At 62.6% G+C, this 18,664-nt stretch carries 16 protein-coding genes; 10 read left to right on the top strand and 6 right to left on the bottom strand.

Annotated features, from left to right (window positions below; all coding sequences use genetic code 11):
* The first annotated feature begins 86 nt into the window (after window positions 1-86).
* Complete coding sequence (gene serB, locus AD665_RS24720; RefSeq protein WP_024780817.1) at window positions 87-1,301, top strand: phosphoserine phosphatase SerB; 1,215 nt, start codon at window positions 87-89, stop codon at window positions 1,299-1,301.
* A 73-nt stretch (window positions 1,302-1,374) separates the two neighbouring features.
* Here serB and AD665_RS24715 read toward each other — a convergent pair whose 3' ends face one another.
* The 4 genes from AD665_RS24715 to AD665_RS24700 form a co-directional block, all read right to left on the bottom strand.
* Window positions 1,375-3,135 (bottom strand): hypothetical protein, encoded by a 1,761-nt coding sequence (locus AD665_RS24715; RefSeq protein ID WP_053194260.1) that lies wholly within the window; start codon window positions 3,133-3,135, stop codon window positions 1,375-1,377.
* Window positions 3,136-3,282: 147 nt separating this feature from the next.
* On the bottom strand, window positions 3,283-4,143 hold the full coding sequence (gene asd, locus AD665_RS24710; RefSeq protein WP_024780815.1) for an archaetidylserine decarboxylase: 861 nt from the start codon (window positions 4,141-4,143) through the stop codon (window positions 3,283-3,285).
* Between the two features lie 19 nt (window positions 4,144-4,162).
* Entirely contained in the window at window positions 4,163-4,978 is an 816-nt protein-coding gene (locus AD665_RS24705; RefSeq protein WP_024780814.1) for a rhodanese-like domain-containing protein, read from the bottom strand.
* 42 nt (window positions 4,979-5,020) lie between these two features.
* Window positions 5,021-6,559 carry an HDOD domain-containing protein gene (locus AD665_RS24700; protein ID WP_024780813.1) on the bottom strand — a complete coding sequence of 513 codons (1,539 nt, stop codon included), beginning with the start codon at window positions 6,557-6,559 and terminating at the stop codon, window positions 5,021-5,023.
* Between the two features lie 154 nt (window positions 6,560-6,713).
* On the opposite strand from AD665_RS24700, the gene motA reads away from it, so the two are divergent.
* Both motA and motB read left to right on the top strand, forming a co-directional pair.
* A complete protein-coding gene (motA, locus tag AD665_RS24695) occupies window positions 6,714-7,565 on the top strand; it encodes a flagellar motor stator protein MotA (RefSeq protein WP_024780812.1) in 852 nt (283 codons plus the stop codon).
* Between the two features lie 3 nt (window positions 7,566-7,568).
* Complete coding sequence (motB, locus tag AD665_RS24690; protein ID WP_053194259.1) at window positions 7,569-8,609, top strand: flagellar motor protein MotB; 1,041 nt, start codon at window positions 7,569-7,571, stop codon at window positions 8,607-8,609.
* Window positions 8,610-8,754: 145 nt separating this feature from the next.
* Here motB and rsgA read toward each other — a convergent pair whose 3' ends face one another.
* Window positions 8,755-9,786 (bottom strand): small ribosomal subunit biogenesis GTPase RsgA, encoded by a 1,032-nt coding sequence (gene rsgA / locus AD665_RS24685; protein ID WP_024780810.1) that lies wholly within the window; start codon window positions 9,784-9,786, stop codon window positions 8,755-8,757.
* 110 nt (window positions 9,787-9,896) lie between these two features.
* Here rsgA and orn point away from each other — a divergent pair, with 110 nt between their 5' ends.
* Window positions 9,897-10,439 carry an oligoribonuclease gene (gene orn / locus AD665_RS24680; protein ID WP_024780809.1) on the top strand — a complete coding sequence of 181 codons (543 nt, stop codon included), beginning with the start codon at window positions 9,897-9,899 and terminating at the stop codon, window positions 10,437-10,439.
* Window positions 10,440-10,649: 210 nt separating this feature from the next.
* Complete coding sequence (locus AD665_RS24675; RefSeq protein ID WP_173668672.1) at window positions 10,650-11,264, top strand: trimeric intracellular cation channel family protein; 615 nt, start codon at window positions 10,650-10,652, stop codon at window positions 11,262-11,264.
* On the opposite strand, the gene queG is transcribed toward AD665_RS24675, so the two are convergent.
* Window positions 11,246-12,325, bottom strand: a complete 1,080-nt coding sequence (gene queG, locus AD665_RS24670; protein ID WP_024780807.1) for a tRNA epoxyqueuosine(34) reductase QueG — start codon at window positions 12,323-12,325, stop codon at window positions 11,246-11,248. The two genes, AD665_RS24675 and queG, sit on opposite strands and share 19 nt — an antisense overlap.
* A 63-nt stretch (window positions 12,326-12,388) precedes the next feature.
* Between queG and AD665_RS24665 the strand changes: the two genes are divergently transcribed.
* The 5 genes from AD665_RS24665 to miaA are packed head-to-tail and all read left to right on the top strand — an operon-like array spanning window position 12,389 to window position 18,658.
* Window positions 12,389-13,888 (top strand): bifunctional ADP-dependent NAD(P)H-hydrate dehydratase/NAD(P)H-hydrate epimerase, encoded by a 1,500-nt coding sequence (locus AD665_RS24665; RefSeq protein WP_024780806.1) that lies wholly within the window; start codon window positions 12,389-12,391, stop codon window positions 13,886-13,888.
* On the top strand, window positions 13,876-14,343 hold the full coding sequence (gene tsaE / locus AD665_RS24660; protein WP_053194258.1) for a tRNA (adenosine(37)-N6)-threonylcarbamoyltransferase complex ATPase subunit type 1 TsaE: 468 nt from the start codon (window positions 13,876-13,878) through the stop codon (window positions 14,341-14,343). The genes AD665_RS24665 and tsaE overlap by 13 nt, the downstream gene beginning before the upstream one ends.
* Before the next feature lie 3 nt (window positions 14,344-14,346).
* A complete protein-coding gene (locus tag AD665_RS24655; RefSeq protein WP_053194257.1) occupies window positions 14,347-15,777 on the top strand; it encodes an N-acetylmuramoyl-L-alanine amidase in 1,431 nt (476 codons plus the stop codon).
* Complete coding sequence (gene mutL / locus AD665_RS24650) at window positions 15,774-17,687, top strand: DNA mismatch repair endonuclease MutL (protein WP_024780803.1); 1,914 nt, start codon at window positions 15,774-15,776, stop codon at window positions 17,685-17,687. The genes AD665_RS24655 and mutL overlap by 4 nt, the downstream gene beginning before the upstream one ends.
* Window positions 17,687-18,658, top strand: a complete 972-nt coding sequence (gene miaA / locus AD665_RS24645; RefSeq protein ID WP_024780802.1) for a tRNA (adenosine(37)-N6)-dimethylallyltransferase MiaA — start codon at window positions 17,687-17,689, stop codon at window positions 18,656-18,658. Before mutL ends, miaA begins: the two co-directional genes overlap by 1 nt.
* Window positions 18,659-18,664 lie beyond the last annotated feature (6 nt).

The raw sequence follows: 18,664 nt of genomic DNA, 5'->3' as shown, positions 1-18,664 counted from the left end.
CCCCATGACCGGCAAAGCACTGGCGGTGCCCGATGGTCACTGAAAGTGGGTAGAATGCGGTTTTTTTCCACCTGCGGGGGTGCGCCTTGCGCGAAATCGTCCTGATAAACATCACTGGCAGCGACCGTCCGGGTCTGACTGCGGCCATTACCGGCGTTCTGGCCCAGGGTGGTGTGAACATTCTAGACATCGGTCAGGCGGTGATCCACGACACGCTGTCCTTTGGCATCCTGGTTGAAATTCCGGATGCAGAGCGGAGCAAGTCGGTGCTCAAAGACATCCTGTTCACCGCTTACAAGCTTGATCAACAGGTCCGTTTCACGCCGGTGTCCGAAGCGGACTACCAGCACTGGGTGGCCGGGCAGGGCAAGAAGCGGCACATTGTTACCCTGTTGACCCGCAAGGTCACCGCCGAACAGCTGCAGCGCGTCAGTTCGATCACCGCCCAGTACGGCCTGAACATCGACCACATCGATCGTTTGTCTGGACGCATGCCACTGGACACCCCGGCGGACAAGGGCAAAGGGTGCATCGAATTTTCCGTGCGCGGCGAGCCGGCCGATCCCCATGCGTTGCGTGCCGAGTTCCTGAGCGTATCCCAGGAGCTGAACGTCGACATTGCGTTCCAGGAAGACTCGCTGTTCCGTCGCAACCGTCGCTTGGCGGTGTTCGACATGGATTCGACACTGATCGAAGCCGAAGTCATTGATGAACTGGCCAAGGCTGCCGGCGTGGGCGACAAGGTGTCGGCCATCACCGAGCGGGCCATGGCCGGCGAGCTGGATTTTCGCGCCAGCTTCAAGGAACGCCTGGCGTTATTGCAAGGCCTGGACGTCAGTGTGCTGGACGCCATCGGCGCCTCCCTGCGCTTGACCGAGGGTGCCGAAACCCTGTTTGCCGAACTCAAGCGCCTGGGCTACAAGACGGCGATCCTGTCCGGTGGCTTTACCTACTTTGCCAAGCAGTTGCAAGCCAGGCTCGGCATCGACTATGTGTTTGCCAACGAGTTGGAAGTGGTGGACGGCAAGGTGACCGGCGTGGCCGTCGAACCTATCGTCGATGCCCAGCGCAAAGCTGACCTGCTGCGCGAGCTGGCCGAAAAAGAAGGCCTGCGCCTGGAGCAGACCATCGCCGTGGGTGACGGTGCCAACGACCTGCCGATGCTGGCGATAGCGGGCCTGGGTGTGGCATTCCGGGCCAAGCCGCTGGTCAAGCAATCGGCCAGGCAGGCGATCTCCACCCTGGGGCTGGATGGGGTGTTGTACCTGCTCGGTTTCAGGGATCGCGACGGACAACTCTGAACCAGGGCCTGTGACTTTTTTCTTTTGTGGCGAGGGGATAAATCCCCTCGCCACAGGGTTACTTGGTTGTCTGTTAAAGCGACTTCCACAACGAATCGAAATCCCCTTCCTGGTCTCCGCCGCCCCCGGCGGGGCCGGCATCCTCCTGGTGATAGGCAAACTGGTTGAAGCTGTGGGTGCTGGTCACCCGCCGGTCCAGGCCCGCCCGGAGTTCCTGGCCGTTTGTGTTGATCAGGACCTTTTGCCCCTCCTGGAATGGCAGGCGGGGGGCGATCATGGTTGCGGGAAGTTCGATGGCACTGATTTCCGGCAATAACAACCCTCGCAGGTAATGGCCGGTTTCGTTCTTCTCCCGGACCAATTGCACGCCGCAAGGCTGGGCATAGGGGGCAACCAGCTCGATGCCCATTTGCATGGCGCCGCCGCGAACCTGGCGGATCCAGCGCACCACCGCGACGCTCCAGGCCTGATCGTTGGTATCTCGAATGCCGATCATTTCCCCGGCCTGCAATTGCTCCGGCACTTCTTTCGGCCAACCAAGGCAGTATCCCCCGGGGCTGTGGTTGACGATTGGCAGTTCATAAGTGGGAAAGTGATGCTGGTTGTCCGACCCGCTGGCCTCTTCATCGGCCGGGTTGACCGGGTATTCGATCTCTTCGTAGGGCAGCATGTCGCTGTCCCCCGTGGGGGCGGCGTCGAAGGCTTGCTTCCAGGTATCGCTGGCCTTGCTGGGCGAGGCTTCGAACCGGGCCTTGCGGGTGACGGAGCTCTTCAGGATTTCGCTGAAGGAGCGTTCGCCGCCGAGGTAATAATGCAACGCGCTCATGCCTACGCATATGGTCAGCGTGCCATTGCCTTCGGTGCGCTGGAAGCTGCGCTCGACGGCTTCACCCCAGGCCGCTTGCAGATGCTGCAAGGTATCGGTGCTCATGCCGCCAGGTACCGGCAGGGTGTGCTCGGCAGGCCGCTCCAGATGAGTGGTGATCGCGCGCACCAGCGGTTCGAGGTCAACACCCAGCAGGCCCGGTTGTTGCTCAGCCCTGAACTTGGAACGGTAGCGCGGCCCGACATCCAGCTCCGGCGCAACGGCGAACAGGCTGGCGGCGATGCTGGTCGGGTCCAGCTTGATCCGCTGGCTCCAGGCTTCCAGCACTTCGGCCAGTCGTGCGATCTGGCCCTGGCGCAGCTGATTGCTGCGTGATGCGCCCAGCAGCAGGGCCACGACGTAGGTTTGCTCGGCGCTCAGTTGCTGGACCTGGCTGACCAAGTCGTCGCCGATACTCAGGTGTTGCAACCGGTGCTGGCAGGCGATCCGGTACAACTGGTGCAGATCGAGCCATAGCCCTTCAGGCACTGGGCTATACAGCTCGGTGGCGCGCAGCAATGGACCGTTGAGGGCGTGCATCGCCCTTTGCAGTGCGGTGCTCAGCAGGCGCGCCCGGTCCTTGGTGAACTTCGGTGCGATGCGCGCCACGATCTGTTTGTAGCCCATCGCCAGATGAGTTTGCAGGGCCTGGCACAGGTTGACGATCTTGCGCGAGCGATCATCGAGCACGATGGCCTGTTGCAGAAAGTGTCGCTCCAGGTGCTTGCAGACGTAATACACCTCGGGTCGTAACAGTTCGAGCAATTGCAGGCGATTCTCGCTGGGGGTGAGCAGCAGGTTGAGTTCGCCGATGGCCTGGTACAGCAGGCGAGCCGTTTCGCCGATGTTGGCCTTGGGCAGATTGGCAATCCACCGCTTGAGATCCCTTGGCGTAGCCTCGCAGAACGACAGGCGTGATTGCGTCGGGGTGGAGACGCGCAACAGCGGGAGAGGGCTGGTCTCATTCATGCCGTGGACGGCTCCGGCTGGAAATGAAAGGGATGCCTTCAACTCTAGCAGGTGTTGCCGAAAGGGCAGAGTCTTCAAAAAGAACGCAGGCTTCGCCAGCTCCTACAGGTCATGCGCGCACCTGTAGGAGCCTGCGATCTTTTTGAATCAACTGTTTGGCAGCGCCAAACCCTGGCCCATCCGCACCGGCGAGCCGGCCACCAGCTCTTCAGCCCATTTCACCTGGTCCGGCCCGAACAGCACGATGGCGGTCGAGCCCAGTTTGAAGCGACCCAGTTCGGCACCTTTCTCCAGGTGGATCGGCGCGCGGGCCGCTTCGTCGTAGCGGAACGTCTTCAGTTCGCGTTTGGGTGGCGTGACCAGCCCGGCCCAGACGGTTTCAATGGAGGCCACAATCATCGCGCCCACCAGCACCACGGCCATTGGTCCGCGCTCGGTGTCGAAGATGCACGCCACGCGTTCGTTGCGGGCGAACAGCTCCGGGACGTTTTCGGCGGTGGTCTGGTTGACCGAGAAGATGCGGCCCGGAATGTAGACCATCTCCCGCAAGGTGCCGGCCAGCGGCATGTGCACGCGGTGATAATCCTTGGGCGACAGGTAGATGGTCGCGAAATCGCCGCCCATGAACGGCGCTGCGTTGGCCGAGTCGCCACCCAGCAGTTCCAACACGCTGAAGCTGTGGCCCTTGGCCTGGAATACCCGGCCGTGCTCGATAGGGCCTAGCTGGCTGACGGCGCCGTCGGCAGGGCTGAGGATCGCGCCGGGTGTTTCATCCAGCGGCCGTGCGCCTTCTTTCAAGGCGCGGGTGAAGAACGCATTGAAGTGCTCGTAGGCGGTCAGGTCCTCCACGAGGGCCTGGGACATGTCCACTTGGTAACGCTTGGCGAACCACTGGGTGAACGCGTTCTTGAACCACCGCACGCGGCATTCGGCGATGCAGCCGGCCAGTCGTGACAGCAGGTGGTGGGGCAGCAGGTACTGGGTGATGATGAACAAACGGTTTTTCATTAAATATCCTTAGGAACCTTCAAAGCTCGATCGGGGTGTCGGGGTGGTTGCCCCATTCGCCCCAGGAGCCGGCGTAGCCCTTGACCCGTGGGTAACCGAGCGCCTTGGCGACCAGATAGGTGAAGCCGGAGCGGTGGTGAGTCTGGCAGTGGGTGATGATCTCTTTGTCGGGCGTGATGCCCAGTTGTTCGAGGATCTGCGGCATGTCCCGGCGGATGCGCAGGCTGCGAGTCTTGTCCATGCCTGCGGTCCATTCGAAATTGACGGCGCCGGGAATGTGACCGCCCCTGGCCGCGACGATTTTCTCGCCGGAATATTCCAGCGGGCCCCGTGCGTCCCAGATCGCCAGGTCGGCGGCGCCGAGACGGCTTTGCAGATACTCGCGGGTGGCAGTAGGTTCGTCGCGCAGCGTCAGTTGCACCGGGCCGCCGGCGCAGACCGGTACATCGGTGCTGACCGGCAGGCTTTCGTCCAGCCATGCCAGCAGGCCGCCATCGAGGTAGTGGTATTTCGAATGGCCGATCACGTCCAGCAGCCAGATAAAGCGGCCGGCCCAGCCGCCACCTTCGTCGTCATAGACCACGTAGACCGCATCCGGGTTGTGCCCGAGTTCGCCAAACAAGGCCTCGAGATCGGCTTTGGCCGGCAACAGTCCCGGCGCTGGTGGCTGGCCCAATTGCGTGCGCTTGGGATCGACGAAGCGTGCGCCAGGGATGTGGCCGGTGCTGTAGCGGGCGGCGCTGGTCAGGTCCACCAGAATCAGCTCGCGGGCGTCGAGACGCGGGAGCAGATCGCTGGGCTCGATCACCAGCGGCAAGCCAGAGAAGTCAGGCATGTCACGCCTCCAGGGACGCAAAAGGAAGGGATTGTACCAAGTTCAGCGGCCACGGTTGGTAAAGGTATGAAGCGCCCGTTCGATGCACTGCACGGTCCTGCCGAAGGCTTGCACCGTCACATCCACGAAGGGGCCGCCGCCCTGGTCCACGGCCACCAGCATGATCACCCGGCCATTGCAGGTCAGGGAGCGCAACAGCATGTGCTCGCCCTTGAACAGTGCGCGCAGTCCCGGTGGCAGCAGTGCCGAGAACTGTGCATTGTTTTCCGGGTTCAGGCGAACCTGTGCCTGCTGCGCCAGCAACCGCTGCAACACCTTGCTCTGGCTGATGGAGAAACTCATGGCCGCGGCCTCAGGGGGCAGGCCGGCGATCTGGTGCACGCGCACGCTGGTCTGGCTGCGGTCGGCCATCAGGATCATCACCCGGCGCATGCCGCACGCCACCAGCGCATCCCGTGCCGAAGTGGTCAAGTGCATGGCGTTGCTGAAGGGGCTTGGCTCCACCAGCAGCGCGGCGCATCGTTTGCGCCACAGGGCCAGATCTTCGGTGCTGGGTTCGGCGACGGAGGACCTTGCGGCCTGGACGCGACGGCTGCCCGGTGGCCAGATCAGCGCCACGGCCGGATGCCAGAGGTCCGGCATGGCGTGGTGACGGGCACTGCTGGCGGCCTGTTGGTGCAACTGTTGCTGAAGCTCATCCATGGGCATCTGCAGGTACAGGCTGGTAAGGTATTGCCAGCGGATGCTGTGGGGGCAATCCCACGCCTGATGCGCCGACAGTGCCAGGCCATTAGCCAGCAGCACGGTATTGGCCGGCTGGTTGAGCCAGCGTCGCAGGGTCGGGTCATCGTCCAGGCGGTTTTGCTGGCGCAGCGGGTGTTCGCTGTCCCGGGCGATGCGCAACACCTTCACCAGCTCACGGCGCTCATTGAGCAGCAGGCGATAGCCTTGCGCCACCCAATTCGGCAAGCGCCAGGCTTCCACCACCGCGAGACAGATCTCCAGCAGGCCGACACCGAACAGTTCCCGCTCCACCTTGCTGGCCGACTGACCTCTATGGATCACCCGCATCTCCCATTCCCCCAGCAATCGCGGGTGAGTCAGGGCCAGGGGCCAGAGCGGTGACAGGAACAACAGGCTGCCCCAGTGGATGTCCTGCCACAGCCGTGCCAGGCGGCTGGCAAAAAAGCCATTGGCCTGTTGCGTGGCGTGCTGGCTGATCAACTGCAACTGGCGCAGGGTGACGGGGATCTCCTGCTCCGGCAGCGAGGGCAGACGGGCGAGCAGCTCCTCGGTACGCGTGAGGCCGAGGCGGTTGATGGCCACTTCGAGGTTTTCCGCCGGTTCAGTGAGGCTGCCATGGGTATGATGGTTGGCTTCGCGGATAACGCTCAGGGCCAGGGCAGGGCTGTCCTGCATGAGCTCGGCGATGTCGCGCAACGAGCGGCGACTGTCGGCAATGGCCCTGCAGACCCGGTCATGACTGGCCTGGGGCACCGGCAAATGCACGCCCTCGAGCAGTTTCACCCAGCCTTCGAGCGTGGTCGGTCGTGGGGTTGGAACCTTCGTTTCGTTAGCCATGGCTGGACGTGATCATCGCATGCTGCAACGTGGCAAATTGGCTTTTCGCCTGAACTGGCTATAGTCTGGCGCAGTTTTGCCGATAAGTAGAAGAAGAGATTTTCCAGCTTCCGAATATGACCTTGAACCCGACTTAAATAAGTACTTTCAATCTATGGCTAAAATTATCGGCATCATTGTCGTGTTCGCGAGCGTACTCGGCGGATACGTGCTCTCCCATGGCAAGATTGCCGCCCTGATCCAACCCTTCGAGGTGATGATCATCGGTGGCGCGGCCCTTGGCGCATTCCTGCAGGCCAACCCCGGCTACATGACGATGCATGTGCTCAAGAAGTCCTTGGGCATGTTCAGTTCGCGCTTCAGTCACACTTTCTATCTCGAGGTGCTGGGGCTGATCTACGAGATCCTCAACAAGAGCCGCCGCGAAGGCATGATGGCGATCGAGGGCGATATCGAAGACGCCGCCGCCAGCCCGATCTTCGCCAAGTATCCAGCAGTGCTCAAGGACGCCCGCATGACGGCGTTCATCTGTGATTACCTGCGCATCATGTCGTCCGGCAACATGGCCCCCCATGAACTCGAAGGCCTGTTCGACATGGAGTTGTACAGCCTCAAGGAGGACCTGGAGCATCCGTCCCACGCCGTGACCGGCATCGCCGACGCCATGCCCGGCTTCGGTATTGTCGCGGCGGTACTGGGTATCGTGGTGACCATGGCTTCCCTGGGCGATGGCGACCAGAAGTCCATCGGCCTGCACGTGGGGGCGGCCCTGGTCGGTACCTTCTTCGGTATTCTGGCCGCGTATGGTTTCTTCGGTCCGCTGGCCCACTCCCTGGCCCATGATGCCAAGGAAGAGCTCAATACCTACGAGGCCATCAAGGCCTCCCTGGTGGCCTCGGCCTCGGGCATGCCGCCTTCGCTGGCGGTGGAGTTCGGCCGCAAGGTTCTGTACCCGGCGCATCGTCCGAGCTTTGCCGAGCTGGAACAAGCGGTTCGCGGTCGCTAAGCCATGGAGAACAACCAGCCGATCATCATCAAGCGCGTCAAGCGCATCGCCGGCGGGCATCATGGGGGCGCCTGGAAAATCGCCTTCGCCGACTTTGCGACGGCGATGATGGCGTTCTTCCTGGTGCTGTGGCTGCTGTCCACCGCGACCCCGGAACAGAAGATCGCCATCGCCGGTTACTTCAAGGACCCGGTCGGCTTCTCCGAAAGCGGTACGCCCTACATCATCGACCTGGGCGGCTCGCCGACCCTGGCACCCGAGACTACCCTCAATCCCGAGGTCAAATCCCAGCCGCAGCCCGACAAGGTAACGGTGGATTCCGAGCAGGTCGAAGGCATGGCCGAGCAGGTCGAGCGCGAACGCCTGGAGTTGCTCCTGCAGGAGTTGCAGAACAAGGTCGACGAGAACCCGCAACTGCAGAAATTCAAGGATCAGATCCTGTTCGAGATCACGCCGAACGGCTTGCGCATCCAGATCACGGATGCCGAGAACCGGCCGATGTTCGATTCCGGCAGCGCCCGGCTGAAGCCTTATTTCGAAGACATCCTGCTGGCCATGGCCGACACCATCAAGGCGGTGCCGAACAAGATCAGTATCAGCGGTCATACCGACGCCAAGCCGTACATCGGCAAGGGTGACTTCGGTAACTGGGAGCTCTCCGCCAACCGTGCCAACGCGGCACGTCGTGCCCTGGTGGCCGGCAGCTATCCGGATGAGCAGGTGGCACGGGTGGTCGGGTATGCCTCTTCGGCATTGTTCGACCGCAAGGACCCGTTCAATCCGGTCAACCGGCGTATCGATATCGTGGTGTTGACCAAGAAGGCGCAGAAGGCCATCGAAGGCTCGCAGACTGACGATCCGGCACCGGACCCGGCCCAGGGCCAGGGTGCCCCGGGCGAAGCACCAGCGGCGACGCCTGGTGCTGCGGCTGATCCGAACGCCTTGCCGGCCGATCAGCAACCGGTGCCGGCCCATGAGTTGCGCGAGCGCCTGAACCTGTTCGACGACGCCGCACCGAAACCGGCGGGAACACCTGCGCAGTGATTGGGCTCGTGGGAGCAAAGCTTGCTCGCGATGCAGGTGACACGATTCAACTGCAAGACCGAGTCAACGTTCATCGCGGGCAAGCCTTGCTCCCACAGGCGGGAGCAAGCTCCCTCGTCACAACTGCGCCCGGCTCACCTTCAGATCAATAACCGCTTTCCGGCAAGCTGGCGATGATCGAACGATAGCTGTTCATCCGTTGTTGCTGCACGCGGCCGTCTTCCAGTGCCTTGAGCAAGGCGCAGCCGGGTTCGCGATCATGCTTGCAGTCGCGGAAGCGGCAAGTGCCGATCAGGTCGTTGAACTCGATGAACCCGGCCTCCACATCGGCCCGGCTGACATGGCCCAGGCCGAACTCACGGATGCCTGGCGAGTCGATCAACTCACCGCCGCCCGGAAAGTGGAACAACCGCGCGGTAGTGGTGGTATGGGTGCCCTGGCCGGACAGCTCGGACAGCGGCCCGACGCGGGTTTCGACCTCCGGCAGCAGGCTGTTGACCAGCGAAGACTTGCCGACACCGGACTGGCCGACGAACACGCTGATGCGCCCGTCCAACTGCCGTTGCAGTTGTTCCATGCCATTGCCGTGGTGGGCCGAGACTTCCAGCACCGGGTAGCCCAGTTGCCGATAGACCGCCAGCAAGGCGTTCAGCGCGGGGGCATTCTGCTCATCGATCAGGTCGAACTTGTTGAGCAGCAATAACGGGCGGATACCGGCATGCTCGGCCGCCACCAGATAACGGTCGATCAGGTTGGCGTGGGGCTCTGGCAGCGGGGCGAACACGATAACGATCATGTCGACGTTGGCTGCCACCGGCTTGAGCTGGCCCCGGCTGTCCGGACGACACAGCTCGGTGTGGCGCGGCAACTGTGCCACGATCACGCCAATACCCTGATTGCCGGCACGCCAGACCACCTGGTCACCGGTGACCAGCGCCGGCAGGTTCGCGCGCAGGTGGCAACGGAAGACCTGGCCGGCCAATTCGCCTTCACGGGCCTCGACCTCGACCTGCACACCGAAGTGCGCGATCACCAGGCCGGTCTGTTCGGGGCCAAGGTCGCCGCCTTCCAGGGCTTGCACCGCACTGGACTCGCGTTTTGCGGCACGGGCTGCGCGCTCGCCCTGGATCTTTTCGATGCGCCAGTTCTGACGACGATTGAGTTGGCGTTTGGCCATGGGTGTTCCGTATGAAGAAAATGCAGCGATTAGGTAAAACGGCGGCGAGTTTAGCACGCCCGCAGGCCTGCCTAGGCTAAACTGCGCAGCTACTCCGAGGAGCCCTTCTTATGCAAAATCCGCAGAACCTGATCTGGATCGACCTGGAAATGACCGGTCTGAACCCCGACACCGACGTCATTATCGAAATGGCCACCATCGTCACTGACAGTGACCTCAACACCCTGGCCGAAGGGCCGGTGATTGCGATCCATCATAGCGACGAGATTCTGGCCGGCATGGACGAGTGGAATACCCGTCAGCACGGCGGCTCGGGCCTGACCCAGCGGGTGCGCGAGAGCAAGATCAGCATGGCCGAGGCCGAGGCGCAGACCATCGCCTTCCTCGAGCAGTGGGTGCCGAAGGGCAAATCACCGATCTGTGGCAACAGCATCTGCCAGGACCGGCGCTTCCTCTATACCCACATGAAATCCCTGGAGAGCTATTTCCACTACCGCAACCTGGACGTCTCCACTCTCAAGGAACTGGCCGCACGCTGGGCGCCTGAAGTGCGTGACAGCTTCCAGAAGGGCGGTAGCCACCTGGCCCTGGACGACATCCGCGAGTCCATTGCCGAGCTGCAGCATTACCGCAAGCATTTCATCAAGTTCTGATTGTGCTGTGGCGCGGGATCCATGGGAGCACGGCTTGCCCGCGATGAACGATGACACGGTCCTGCAGTGAATGGTGTTGCCTGCATCGCGAGCAAGCTTTGCTCCCACGGATCCCCTCGCCACAAGTTTGTGTGTGGCAGGGCAAACGGTTGCCCTCTTTTGGTGCTGCTCCGAACTGGCTAGACTGCGCGTCTTCCTGCAAGGACCGCCATCATGTTGTTGATGCTTTATCTGATCGCCATCACCGCCGAAGCCATGACCGGCGCCCTGTCTGCCGGGCGGCGGGGTATGGACTGGTTCGGCGTGGTGCTGATCGCCTGTGTCACGGCGCTGGGTGGTGGTTCGGTGCGGGACGTATTGCTCGGGCATTACCCGCTCACCTGGGTCAAGCACCCGGAGTACCTGGTGCTGACCACGGCTGCGGCGATGCTGACGGTGTTCCTGGCGCGCTGGATGCGCCATCTGCGCTCGATGTTCCTGGTGCTCGACGCCGTGGGTCTGGTTGCATTCACGCTCATCGGCTGCATGACGGCCCTGGAAATGGGACAGGGCATGTTGGTGGCATCGGTCAGTGGGGTGATTACCGGTGTGTTCGGTGGGATCCTGCGGGATATCTTCTGTAACGATATCCCTCTGATTTTCCGTCGCGAGCTGTATGCCAGTGTCTCGTTTGCCGCCGCGTGGTGTTACCTGCTGTGCGTCTACCTGGCATTGCCAAATGAACAGGCTGTGCTTATCACCTTGTTTGGCGGTTTCCTGCTGCGGTTGCTGGCGATCCGCTTCCACTGGGAAATGCCGAAGTTCGTCTATAACGACGAGGTCTGACGTTGCGCGTGTTGGCGTAGCGCCCACTCGACATGCTCGCGCACCAGTTCCGACGGGTAATCGCGCCGTGCCTCCAGTGCCTGAATCACTGGAATCGTTGACGGTGCGTTGCCCAGGCCTACCGCCAGGTTGCGCAGCCAGCGCTCGTAGCCGGCACGGCGCAACGGCGAGCCTTCAGTGCTCTTGAGGAAGGTTTCCTCGTCCCACAGGAACAGTTCGGCCAGCCCGGCATTGTCCAGATTATGGCGTGGCTTGAAATCATTTTCTCCGGACGGCCGGGCGAAACGGTTCCACGGACAAACGATCTGACAGTCATCACAGCCGAACACCCGATTGCCGATCAAGGGACGCAGTTCTTCAGGAATGGCGCTTTTCAGCTCAATGGTCAGGTAGGAGATGCAGCGGCGGGCATCCAGTACATAGGGGCCGATGAAGGCATTGGTAGGACAGATGTCCAGGCACGCCGTACATTTCCCGCAGTGTTCGCTGGTGTGGGGCGGATCTACCGGCAGCGGCAAGTCGACAAACAGTTCACTCAGGAAGAAATAACTGCCGGCCTTGCGGTTCAGCACCAGGGTGTTTTTGCCGATCCAGCCAAGACCGGCCTGTTCGGCGATGGCTTTTTCCAGGACCGGTGCGCTGTCGACGAAGGCGCGGTATCCGAAGGGGCCAATGACCGCCTGGATTTTTTCTGCCAGTTGCTGCACGCGTTTACGGATCAATTTGTGATAGTCGCGGCCCAACGCATAACGCGAGATGTAGGCTTTTTCCGGTTGTCCGAGCATCTGCGCCATGTGCGTGTCGCCCGGCAGGTAATCCATGCGCAGGGATACCACCCGCAGCGTGCCCGGCACCAGTTCTTCAGGGTGCGAGCGCTTGCTGCCGTGGGCGCCCATGTACTCCATTTCGCCATGGTAGCCTGCATCGAGCCAGCGCTGCAGGTGTTGCTCATGCTCGCCAAGGTCCAGTCCGCTGATGCCGACTTGCTGGAAACCCAGCTCGCGGCCCCAGTCCTTGATGGATTGGGCGAGGGCGGGGAGATCTGTGGGAATGGCAGGCATGAGGCGAGAGAAACCAGAGCTGAGATGCGTATAATTCTGCCAGACATCGGAGCCTGAAGACGCATGCCGCACACTAAAGATGATTTTCCCGACGCACTGTACAGTGCCGCACAGGTCCGGGCCCTTGACGCACAGCTGATTGGGGCCGGCACCACCGGCTTCGAATTGATGCAGCGAGCAGCGCGTGCCACCTGGCGGGCGATCGTTCGGCGTTGGCCTGATGCCAGCGAGCTGACCGTGCTCGCCGGCCACGGCAACAACGCCGGCGACGGCTACCTGGTGGCAACCCTGGCCCGGCGTGGGGGATGGTCGGTGCGGGTACTGACGGTAGGCGATCCCCGACGCCTGCAGGGCGACGCCGCCAACGCCCATGCCGAAGCCGTCGCGGTCGGTGTGCCGGTGGAACCGTGGTCGGATGAATCCGAGTTGCGAGGTGTGTTGCTGGATGCGTTGCTCGGTACGGGCTTGAGCGGCGAGGTTCGCGAGCCTTACATCCGGGCTATCGACACGATCAACGTCAGTGGTCTTCCGGTCGCTGCGGTGGACATCCCCTCGGGGCTGTGTGCCGATACCGGTCGGGTGTTGGGCACAGCGGTGACCGCCGATCTGACCGTGACCTTCATTGGTCTGAAGCTGGGCCTGTTCACCGGCGATGCAGCGGACCGGGTCGGTGAACTGGTCTTCAACGACCTCCACGCCGATCCTGACATCGTTGAGGCGGCGCCGGTCAGTGCCCGATTGCTCTCACCCCATAATCTGCCGCGCCTGGCGCCGCGCGCGCCAACTTCCCACAAAGGCTCGTTCGGGCATGTGCTGTTGATCGGCGGCGACCGTGGATTCGGCGGCGCTATCCAGATGAGCGCCGAAAGCGCCCTGCGTTGTGGCGCGGGCATGGTTTCCATGGCGACCCGCAGCGAGCATGTCAGCGCTGCGCTGACTCGTTTGCCGGAAGTCATGGTGCAGGGCACTCATTCGGCGAACCAGCTGATGGGGTTGCTCGAGCAGGCCGCAGTGTTGGTGGTCGGGCCCGGGCTGGGCAAGGCTGCCTGGGGCCGCAGTCTGTTGTCGGCGGCGGCGAATGCGCCGTTGCCACAGGTGTGGGACGCCGATGCACTGAATCTGCTGAGTATCGGTGTGGTCAGTTTGCCCGAAGGCTGCGTGATTACCCCGCATCCGGGCGAGGCTGCCCGGCTTCTGGAGATATCCACGGCCCAGGTTCAGGCCGATCGCCCGGCCGCCGCCCAGGCGTTGAGCAAAAAATACACGGCCACGGTGATTCTCAAGGGTGCCGGCAGTCTGATTGCCAGCCCGGACGGTTGCCTGGCCATTTGCAGCCAGGGCCACCCCGCCATGGCTACCGCTGGTCTGGGGGATGTGCTGGCCGGTGTGGTCGGCGCCTTGCTGGCCCAGGGGCTGGCGGGCTTCGAGGCGGCGTGCCTGGCCGTGTGGTTGCACGCCAACGCCGGTGCGCAAGCCGGTCGGTCGGGGCGGGGACTGGCGGCAACCGATCTGATTCCGGTCATTCGTCAGTTGTTGGAGGAGCAATCACCTTGTCTGAAGTAACCCTGTACATGGCTGACGAGCAAGCCATGACGGCATTCGGTGCCTGCATCGCGCGCATCACGGCTGGCCACGGCCTGGTTTTCCTCGTCGGCGACCTCGGCGCGGGGAAGACCACCTTGTCCCGGGGCATCATTCGCGGTCTCGGACACGTTGGCGCGGTAAAAAGCCCTACGTTCACATTGGTCGAACCCTATGAGATCGGCGACATCCGCGCGTTCCATTTTGACCTGTATCGATTGGTGGACCCCGAAGAACTGGAATTCCTCGGCATCCGCGATTATTTCGAGGATGACGCCTTATGCCTGATCGAATGGCCCGACAAGGGTGCAGGCTTTTTGCCAAAGCCTGACCTGACCATTACCATTGGCGCGCAGAACGGCGGGCGTTCGCTGAAACTGACGCCGCAAGGCTCGCGAGGCGAGTCGTGGTGTGCCGCGTTGGCACTGGAAAACTAATTGATGATGGGGTTTGGTATGCGCTTTCGCGCGGTGGTTGCTGTCGTAGGACTGTTGCTTACGGCACTGGCCGTCGATGCTGTGGCCGAGACAAAGGTCAGCAGTGTTCGCCTCTGGCGGGCGCCGGATAACACTCGACTGGTGTTCGACCTGACGGGCCCGGTGCAGCACAGTGTGTTCACCCTGACGGCCCCGGATCGCCTGGTGATCGACATCAATGGCGCATCCCTTGGCGCGCCGTTGAACGTGGCTACCGCCAATACGCCGATTACAGCGATACGTTCGGCCCAGCGTACGCCTGCCGATCTCCGGGTGGTCGTCGACCTGAAAAAAGCCGTGACCCCGAAAAGCTTCACCCTTTCCCCGAATGCCCAGTACGGCAACCGGTTGGTGGTGGACCTGTTCGACAACCCGGCCGACGCCGCACCGCCGCCACCGGCGCCAACCAATGTCGCCACGATCCCGGCGGTTCCGGTCACGCCGGCCGAGCCTGCGATCAAGCTGCCCCCGGCTCCTTCCGGCAAACGCGACATCATTGTGGTGATTGATGCCGGTCACGGCGGTGAAGACCCGGGTGCCTCCGGCTCGCGCGGCCAGCATGAAAAAGACGTGGTGCTGTCCATCGCCCGCGAGTTGCAGCGCCAGGTCAATGGCATGAAAGGCTTCCGTGCCGAACTGACCCGTACCGGCGACTACTTCATTCCATTGCGTGGCCGTACCGAAATCGCCCGCAAGAAGGGCGCCGACCTGTTCGTTTCCATCCACGCCGACGCAGCCCCTTCGGCGGCGGCCTTCGGCGCCTCGGTGTTTGCCCTGTCCGACCGTGGTGCTACCTCCGAGACCGCCCGTTGGCTGGCCGACAGCGAAAACCGTTCCGACCTGATCGGCGGCGCCGGCAATGTCAGCCTCGACGACAAGGACCGCATGCTTGCCGGTGTGTTGCTCGATTTGTCGATGACGGCCTCGTTGACCTCCAGCCTGAACGTCGGGCAGAAAGTCTTGAGCAACATTGGCCGCGTCACGCCGCTGCACAAGCAGCGCGTCGAACAGGCCGGGTTCATGGTGCTCAAGTCGCCGGATATTCCGTCGATCCTGGTGGAAACCGGCTTCATCTCCAATTCCAAGGAGGCCTCCAAGCTGTCGTCCTCCAGCCATCAACAAGCATTGGCCCGGTCCATCAGCAGCGGCGTGCGCCAGTTCTTCCAGCAGAACCCGCCGCCGGGCACCTACATTGCCTGGCTGCGCGATTCCGGCAAGATCGTCCAGGGGCCGCGGGACCACAGGGTCAGCGCTGGCGAAACCCTGGCGATGATCGCCGTGCGCTACCAGGTGTCGCCCGCGACCCTGCGCAGCGTCAACAACCTCAAGAGTGATGACTTGAAGATCGGCCAGACCCTGACCATTCCCGGCAACGAAGTGGCGTCCAAGCAATGAGCGATGAAGTGATCGGCAGCAACGCGCGCATTGAACTGCTCAGCCCGCGGCTGGCGAACCAGATTGCCGCTGGTGAGGTGGTGGAGCGCCCCGCGTCGGTCATCAAGGAATTGCTGGAGAACAGCCTCGACTCCGGGGCCAAGCGAATCGATGTGGATGTCGAGCAGGGTGGCGTCAAGTTGCTGCGGGTGCGCGATGACGGTGGCGGTATTTCTTCCGACGACCTGCCGCTGGCCCTTGCGCGTCACGCCACCAGCAAGATCCGCGACCTGGAAGACCTCGAACGGGTCATGAGCCTGGGGTTTCGTGGCGAAGCGCTGGCCTCTATCAGTTCGGTGTCGCGCCTGACACTCACCTCCCGCACCCGTGGTGCCGAGCAGGCCTGGCAGGTCGAGACCGAAGGACGGGACATGGCGTCTCGCGTCCAGCCTGCGGCCCATCCGGTGGGCACCTCGGTGGAAGTGCGCGACTTGTTCTTCAATACTCCGGCCCGCCGCAAGTTTCTCAAGGCCGAAAAGACCGAATTTGATCACCTGCAGGAAGTCATCAAGCGCCTGGCCCTGGCGCGTTTTGACGTAGCATTCCATTTGCGCCATAACGGCAAGACCATTCTCAGCTTGCACGAGGCCCGTGATGATGCGGCCCGTGCTCGCCGTGTGGGCGCGGTGTGCGGCGCGGGCTTCCTGGAGCAGGCGTTGCCCATCGAGGTGGAGCGCAACGGCTTGCACCTGTGGGGTTGGGTCGGGTTGCCGACCTTTTCCCGCAGCCAGGCGGATTTGCAATATTTCTACGTGAATGGCCGGGCCGTGCGCGACAAGTTGGTGGCCCATGCGGTGCGCCAAGCCTATCGTGACGTCTTGTTCAACGGCCGGCATCCGACCTTCGTGCTGTTTTTCGAGGTCGACCCGGCGGTGGTGGACGTCAACGTGCATCCGACCAAGCATGAAGTGCGCTTCCGGGACGGACGCATGGTGCACGACTTCCTCTACGGCACCTTGCACCGCGCCCTCGGTGACGTGCGTCCGGAAGACCAACTCGCGGCACCCGCTGCGGTGGCGGGGATGGTTCGTCCAACAGGGCTGGACGCCGGCGAGTTCGGGCCCCAGGGTGAAATGAGCCTGGCGGCTAACGCCTTGCTCGAACAGCCTCAGGCCCAACCGACCTACAGCGGTGCCAACAGCGGCGCCGGCGGTGGCTATCAGTACCAGTACACGCCGCGCCCGCAATCGAACGTGCCGGCGGCCGAAGCCCAGGCGGCCTATCGAGAGTTCTTCAAGCCTTTGCCGGAAACCGGGGCGACGGCATTGCCCGACGGCCAGGGTGATATCCCGCCGCTGGGTTATGCCCTGGCGCAGCTCAAGGGCATCTATATCCTTTCGGAGAACGCCCAGGGCCTGGTCCTGGTGGACATGCACGCGGCCCACGAGCGGATCATGTACGAGCGGCTGAAGATTGCCATGGCCAGCGAAGGCCTGAGCGGCCAGCCGTTGCTGGTGCCCGAATCCCTGGCTGTCAGCCAGCGCGAAGCCGATTGCGCCGAAGAACATGTGGGCTGGTTCCAGCGCCTGGGCTTCGAGTTGCAACGCCTGGGCCCGGAAACCCTGGCAATCCGGCAGATCCCGGCCTTGCTCAAGCAGGCCGAGGCCAATCGACTGGTCAGTGATGTGCTGGCGGACCTGATGGAGTACGGCACCAGCGACCGCATCCAGGCGCACCTGAACGAATTGCTCGGCACCATGGCCTGCCACGGCGCGATCCGCGCGAACCGGCGTCTGGCCTTGCCGGAAATGAACGGCTTGCTGCGGGACATGGAAAACACCGAACGCAGTGGCCAATGCAACCATGGCCGGCCGACCTGGACCCAGCTGGGTCTGGACGACCTGGACAAACTGTTCCTGCGTGGTCGTTGATGAGCCAGCTGCCCCCCGCGATTTTCCTGATGGGCCCGACCGCCGCCGGCAAGACCGACCTGGCCATCGAGTTGACCAAGGTCCTGCCTTGTGAGCTGATCAGCGTCGATTCGGCACTGGTCTACCGTGGGATGGACATCGGCACGGCCAAGCCCTCGAAGGAGCTGCTGGCGGAGTTTCCCCACCGGTTGATCGATATCCTGGATCCGGCCGAAGCCTACTCGGCAGCGGATTTCCGCCGTGATGCCCTCCAGGCCATGGCCGACATCACCGCGCGGGGCAGGATTCCCCTGCTGGTGGGCGGGACGATGCTGTATTACAAGGCCTTGATCGATGGACTGGCTGACATGCCGGCGGCCGATCCCGAAGTGCGCGCACAAATCGAAGAAGAGGCGGCGCGCCTCGGCTGGCAGGCTCTGCACGAGCAATTGGCGGTCATCGACCCTGAGTCGGCGGCACGTATTCACCCCAATGATCCGCAGCGCCTGAGCCGGGCCTTGGAGGTTTATCGGGTCAGTGGCCAGAGCATGACCGCCCTGCGCCAGCGACAATCTGCGCAAAGTACTGAAGCAGCCGCTTCGGGACTGCAACAATTACCCTATACTGTCGCGAATCTGGCCATCGCCCCGGCGAACCGGCAAGTGCTGCACCGTCGAATTGAACAAAGATTCACATTGATGTTGGAACAGGGATTCATAGACGAGGTCGTAGCCCTGCGTGAGCGAAGTGACCTGCATGCCGGGTTGCCGTCTATACGTGCGGTGGGTTATCGACAAGTCTGGGATTACCTGGACGGCAAGCTGACGTCAGCCGAGATGAAGGAGCGTGGGATCATTGCCACGCGCCAGTTGGCGAAGCGCCAGTTCACCTGGTTGCGCAGCTGGAGTGACCTGCATTGGCTCGACAGCCTTGATTGCGACAATCTGCCACGCGCCTTGAAATACCTGGGGACCGTCTCCATATTGAGCTGAGTCCTT

The sequence above is a fragment of the Pseudomonas corrugata genome (assembly GCF_001269905.1).
Classification (GTDB): Bacteria; Pseudomonadota; Gammaproteobacteria; order Pseudomonadales; family Pseudomonadaceae; genus Aquipseudomonas; species Aquipseudomonas corrugata.
The sequence above is the reverse complement of the archived record's forward strand: the minus strand, read 5'-3'. Positions and strand labels throughout refer to the sequence as shown.

Bases quoted from the DNA above. Each gene is read 5' to 3' on its own strand.
- AD665_RS24715 (WP_053194260.1), bottom strand. From the start codon at position 3,135: ATGAATGAGACCAGCCCTCTCCCGCTGTTGCGCGTCTCCACCCCGACG.
- asd (WP_024780815.1), bottom strand. From the start codon at position 4,143: ATGAAAAACCGTTTGTTCATCATCACCCAGTACCTGCTGCCCCACCAC.
- AD665_RS24705 (WP_024780814.1), bottom strand. From the start codon at position 4,978: ATGCCTGACTTCTCTGGCTTGCCGCTGGTGATCGAGCCCAGCGATCTG.
- AD665_RS24700 (WP_024780813.1), bottom strand. From the start codon at position 6,559: ATGGCTAACGAAACGAAGGTTCCAACCCCACGACCGACCACGCTCGAA.
- motA (WP_024780812.1), top strand. From the start codon at position 6,714: ATGGCTAAAATTATCGGCATCATTGTCGTGTTCGCGAGCGTACTCGGC.
- motB (WP_053194259.1), top strand. From the start codon at position 7,569: ATGGAGAACAACCAGCCGATCATCATCAAGCGCGTCAAGCGCATCGCC.
- rsgA (WP_024780810.1), bottom strand. From the start codon at position 9,786: ATGGCCAAACGCCAACTCAATCGTCGTCAGAACTGGCGCATCGAAAAG.
- orn (WP_024780809.1), top strand. From the start codon at position 9,897: ATGCAAAATCCGCAGAACCTGATCTGGATCGACCTGGAAATGACCGGT.
- queG (WP_024780807.1), bottom strand. From the start codon at position 12,325: ATGCCTGCCATTCCCACAGATCTCCCCGCCCTCGCCCAATCCATCAAG.
- AD665_RS24665 (WP_024780806.1), top strand. From the start codon at position 12,389: ATGCCGCACACTAAAGATGATTTTCCCGACGCACTGTACAGTGCCGCA.
- AD665_RS24655 (WP_053194257.1), top strand. From the start codon at position 14,347: ATGATGGGGTTTGGTATGCGCTTTCGCGCGGTGGTTGCTGTCGTAGGA.
- mutL (WP_024780803.1), top strand. From the start codon at position 15,774: ATGAGCGATGAAGTGATCGGCAGCAACGCGCGCATTGAACTGCTCAGC.
- miaA (WP_024780802.1), top strand. From the start codon at position 17,687: ATGAGCCAGCTGCCCCCCGCGATTTTCCTGATGGGCCCGACCGCCGCC.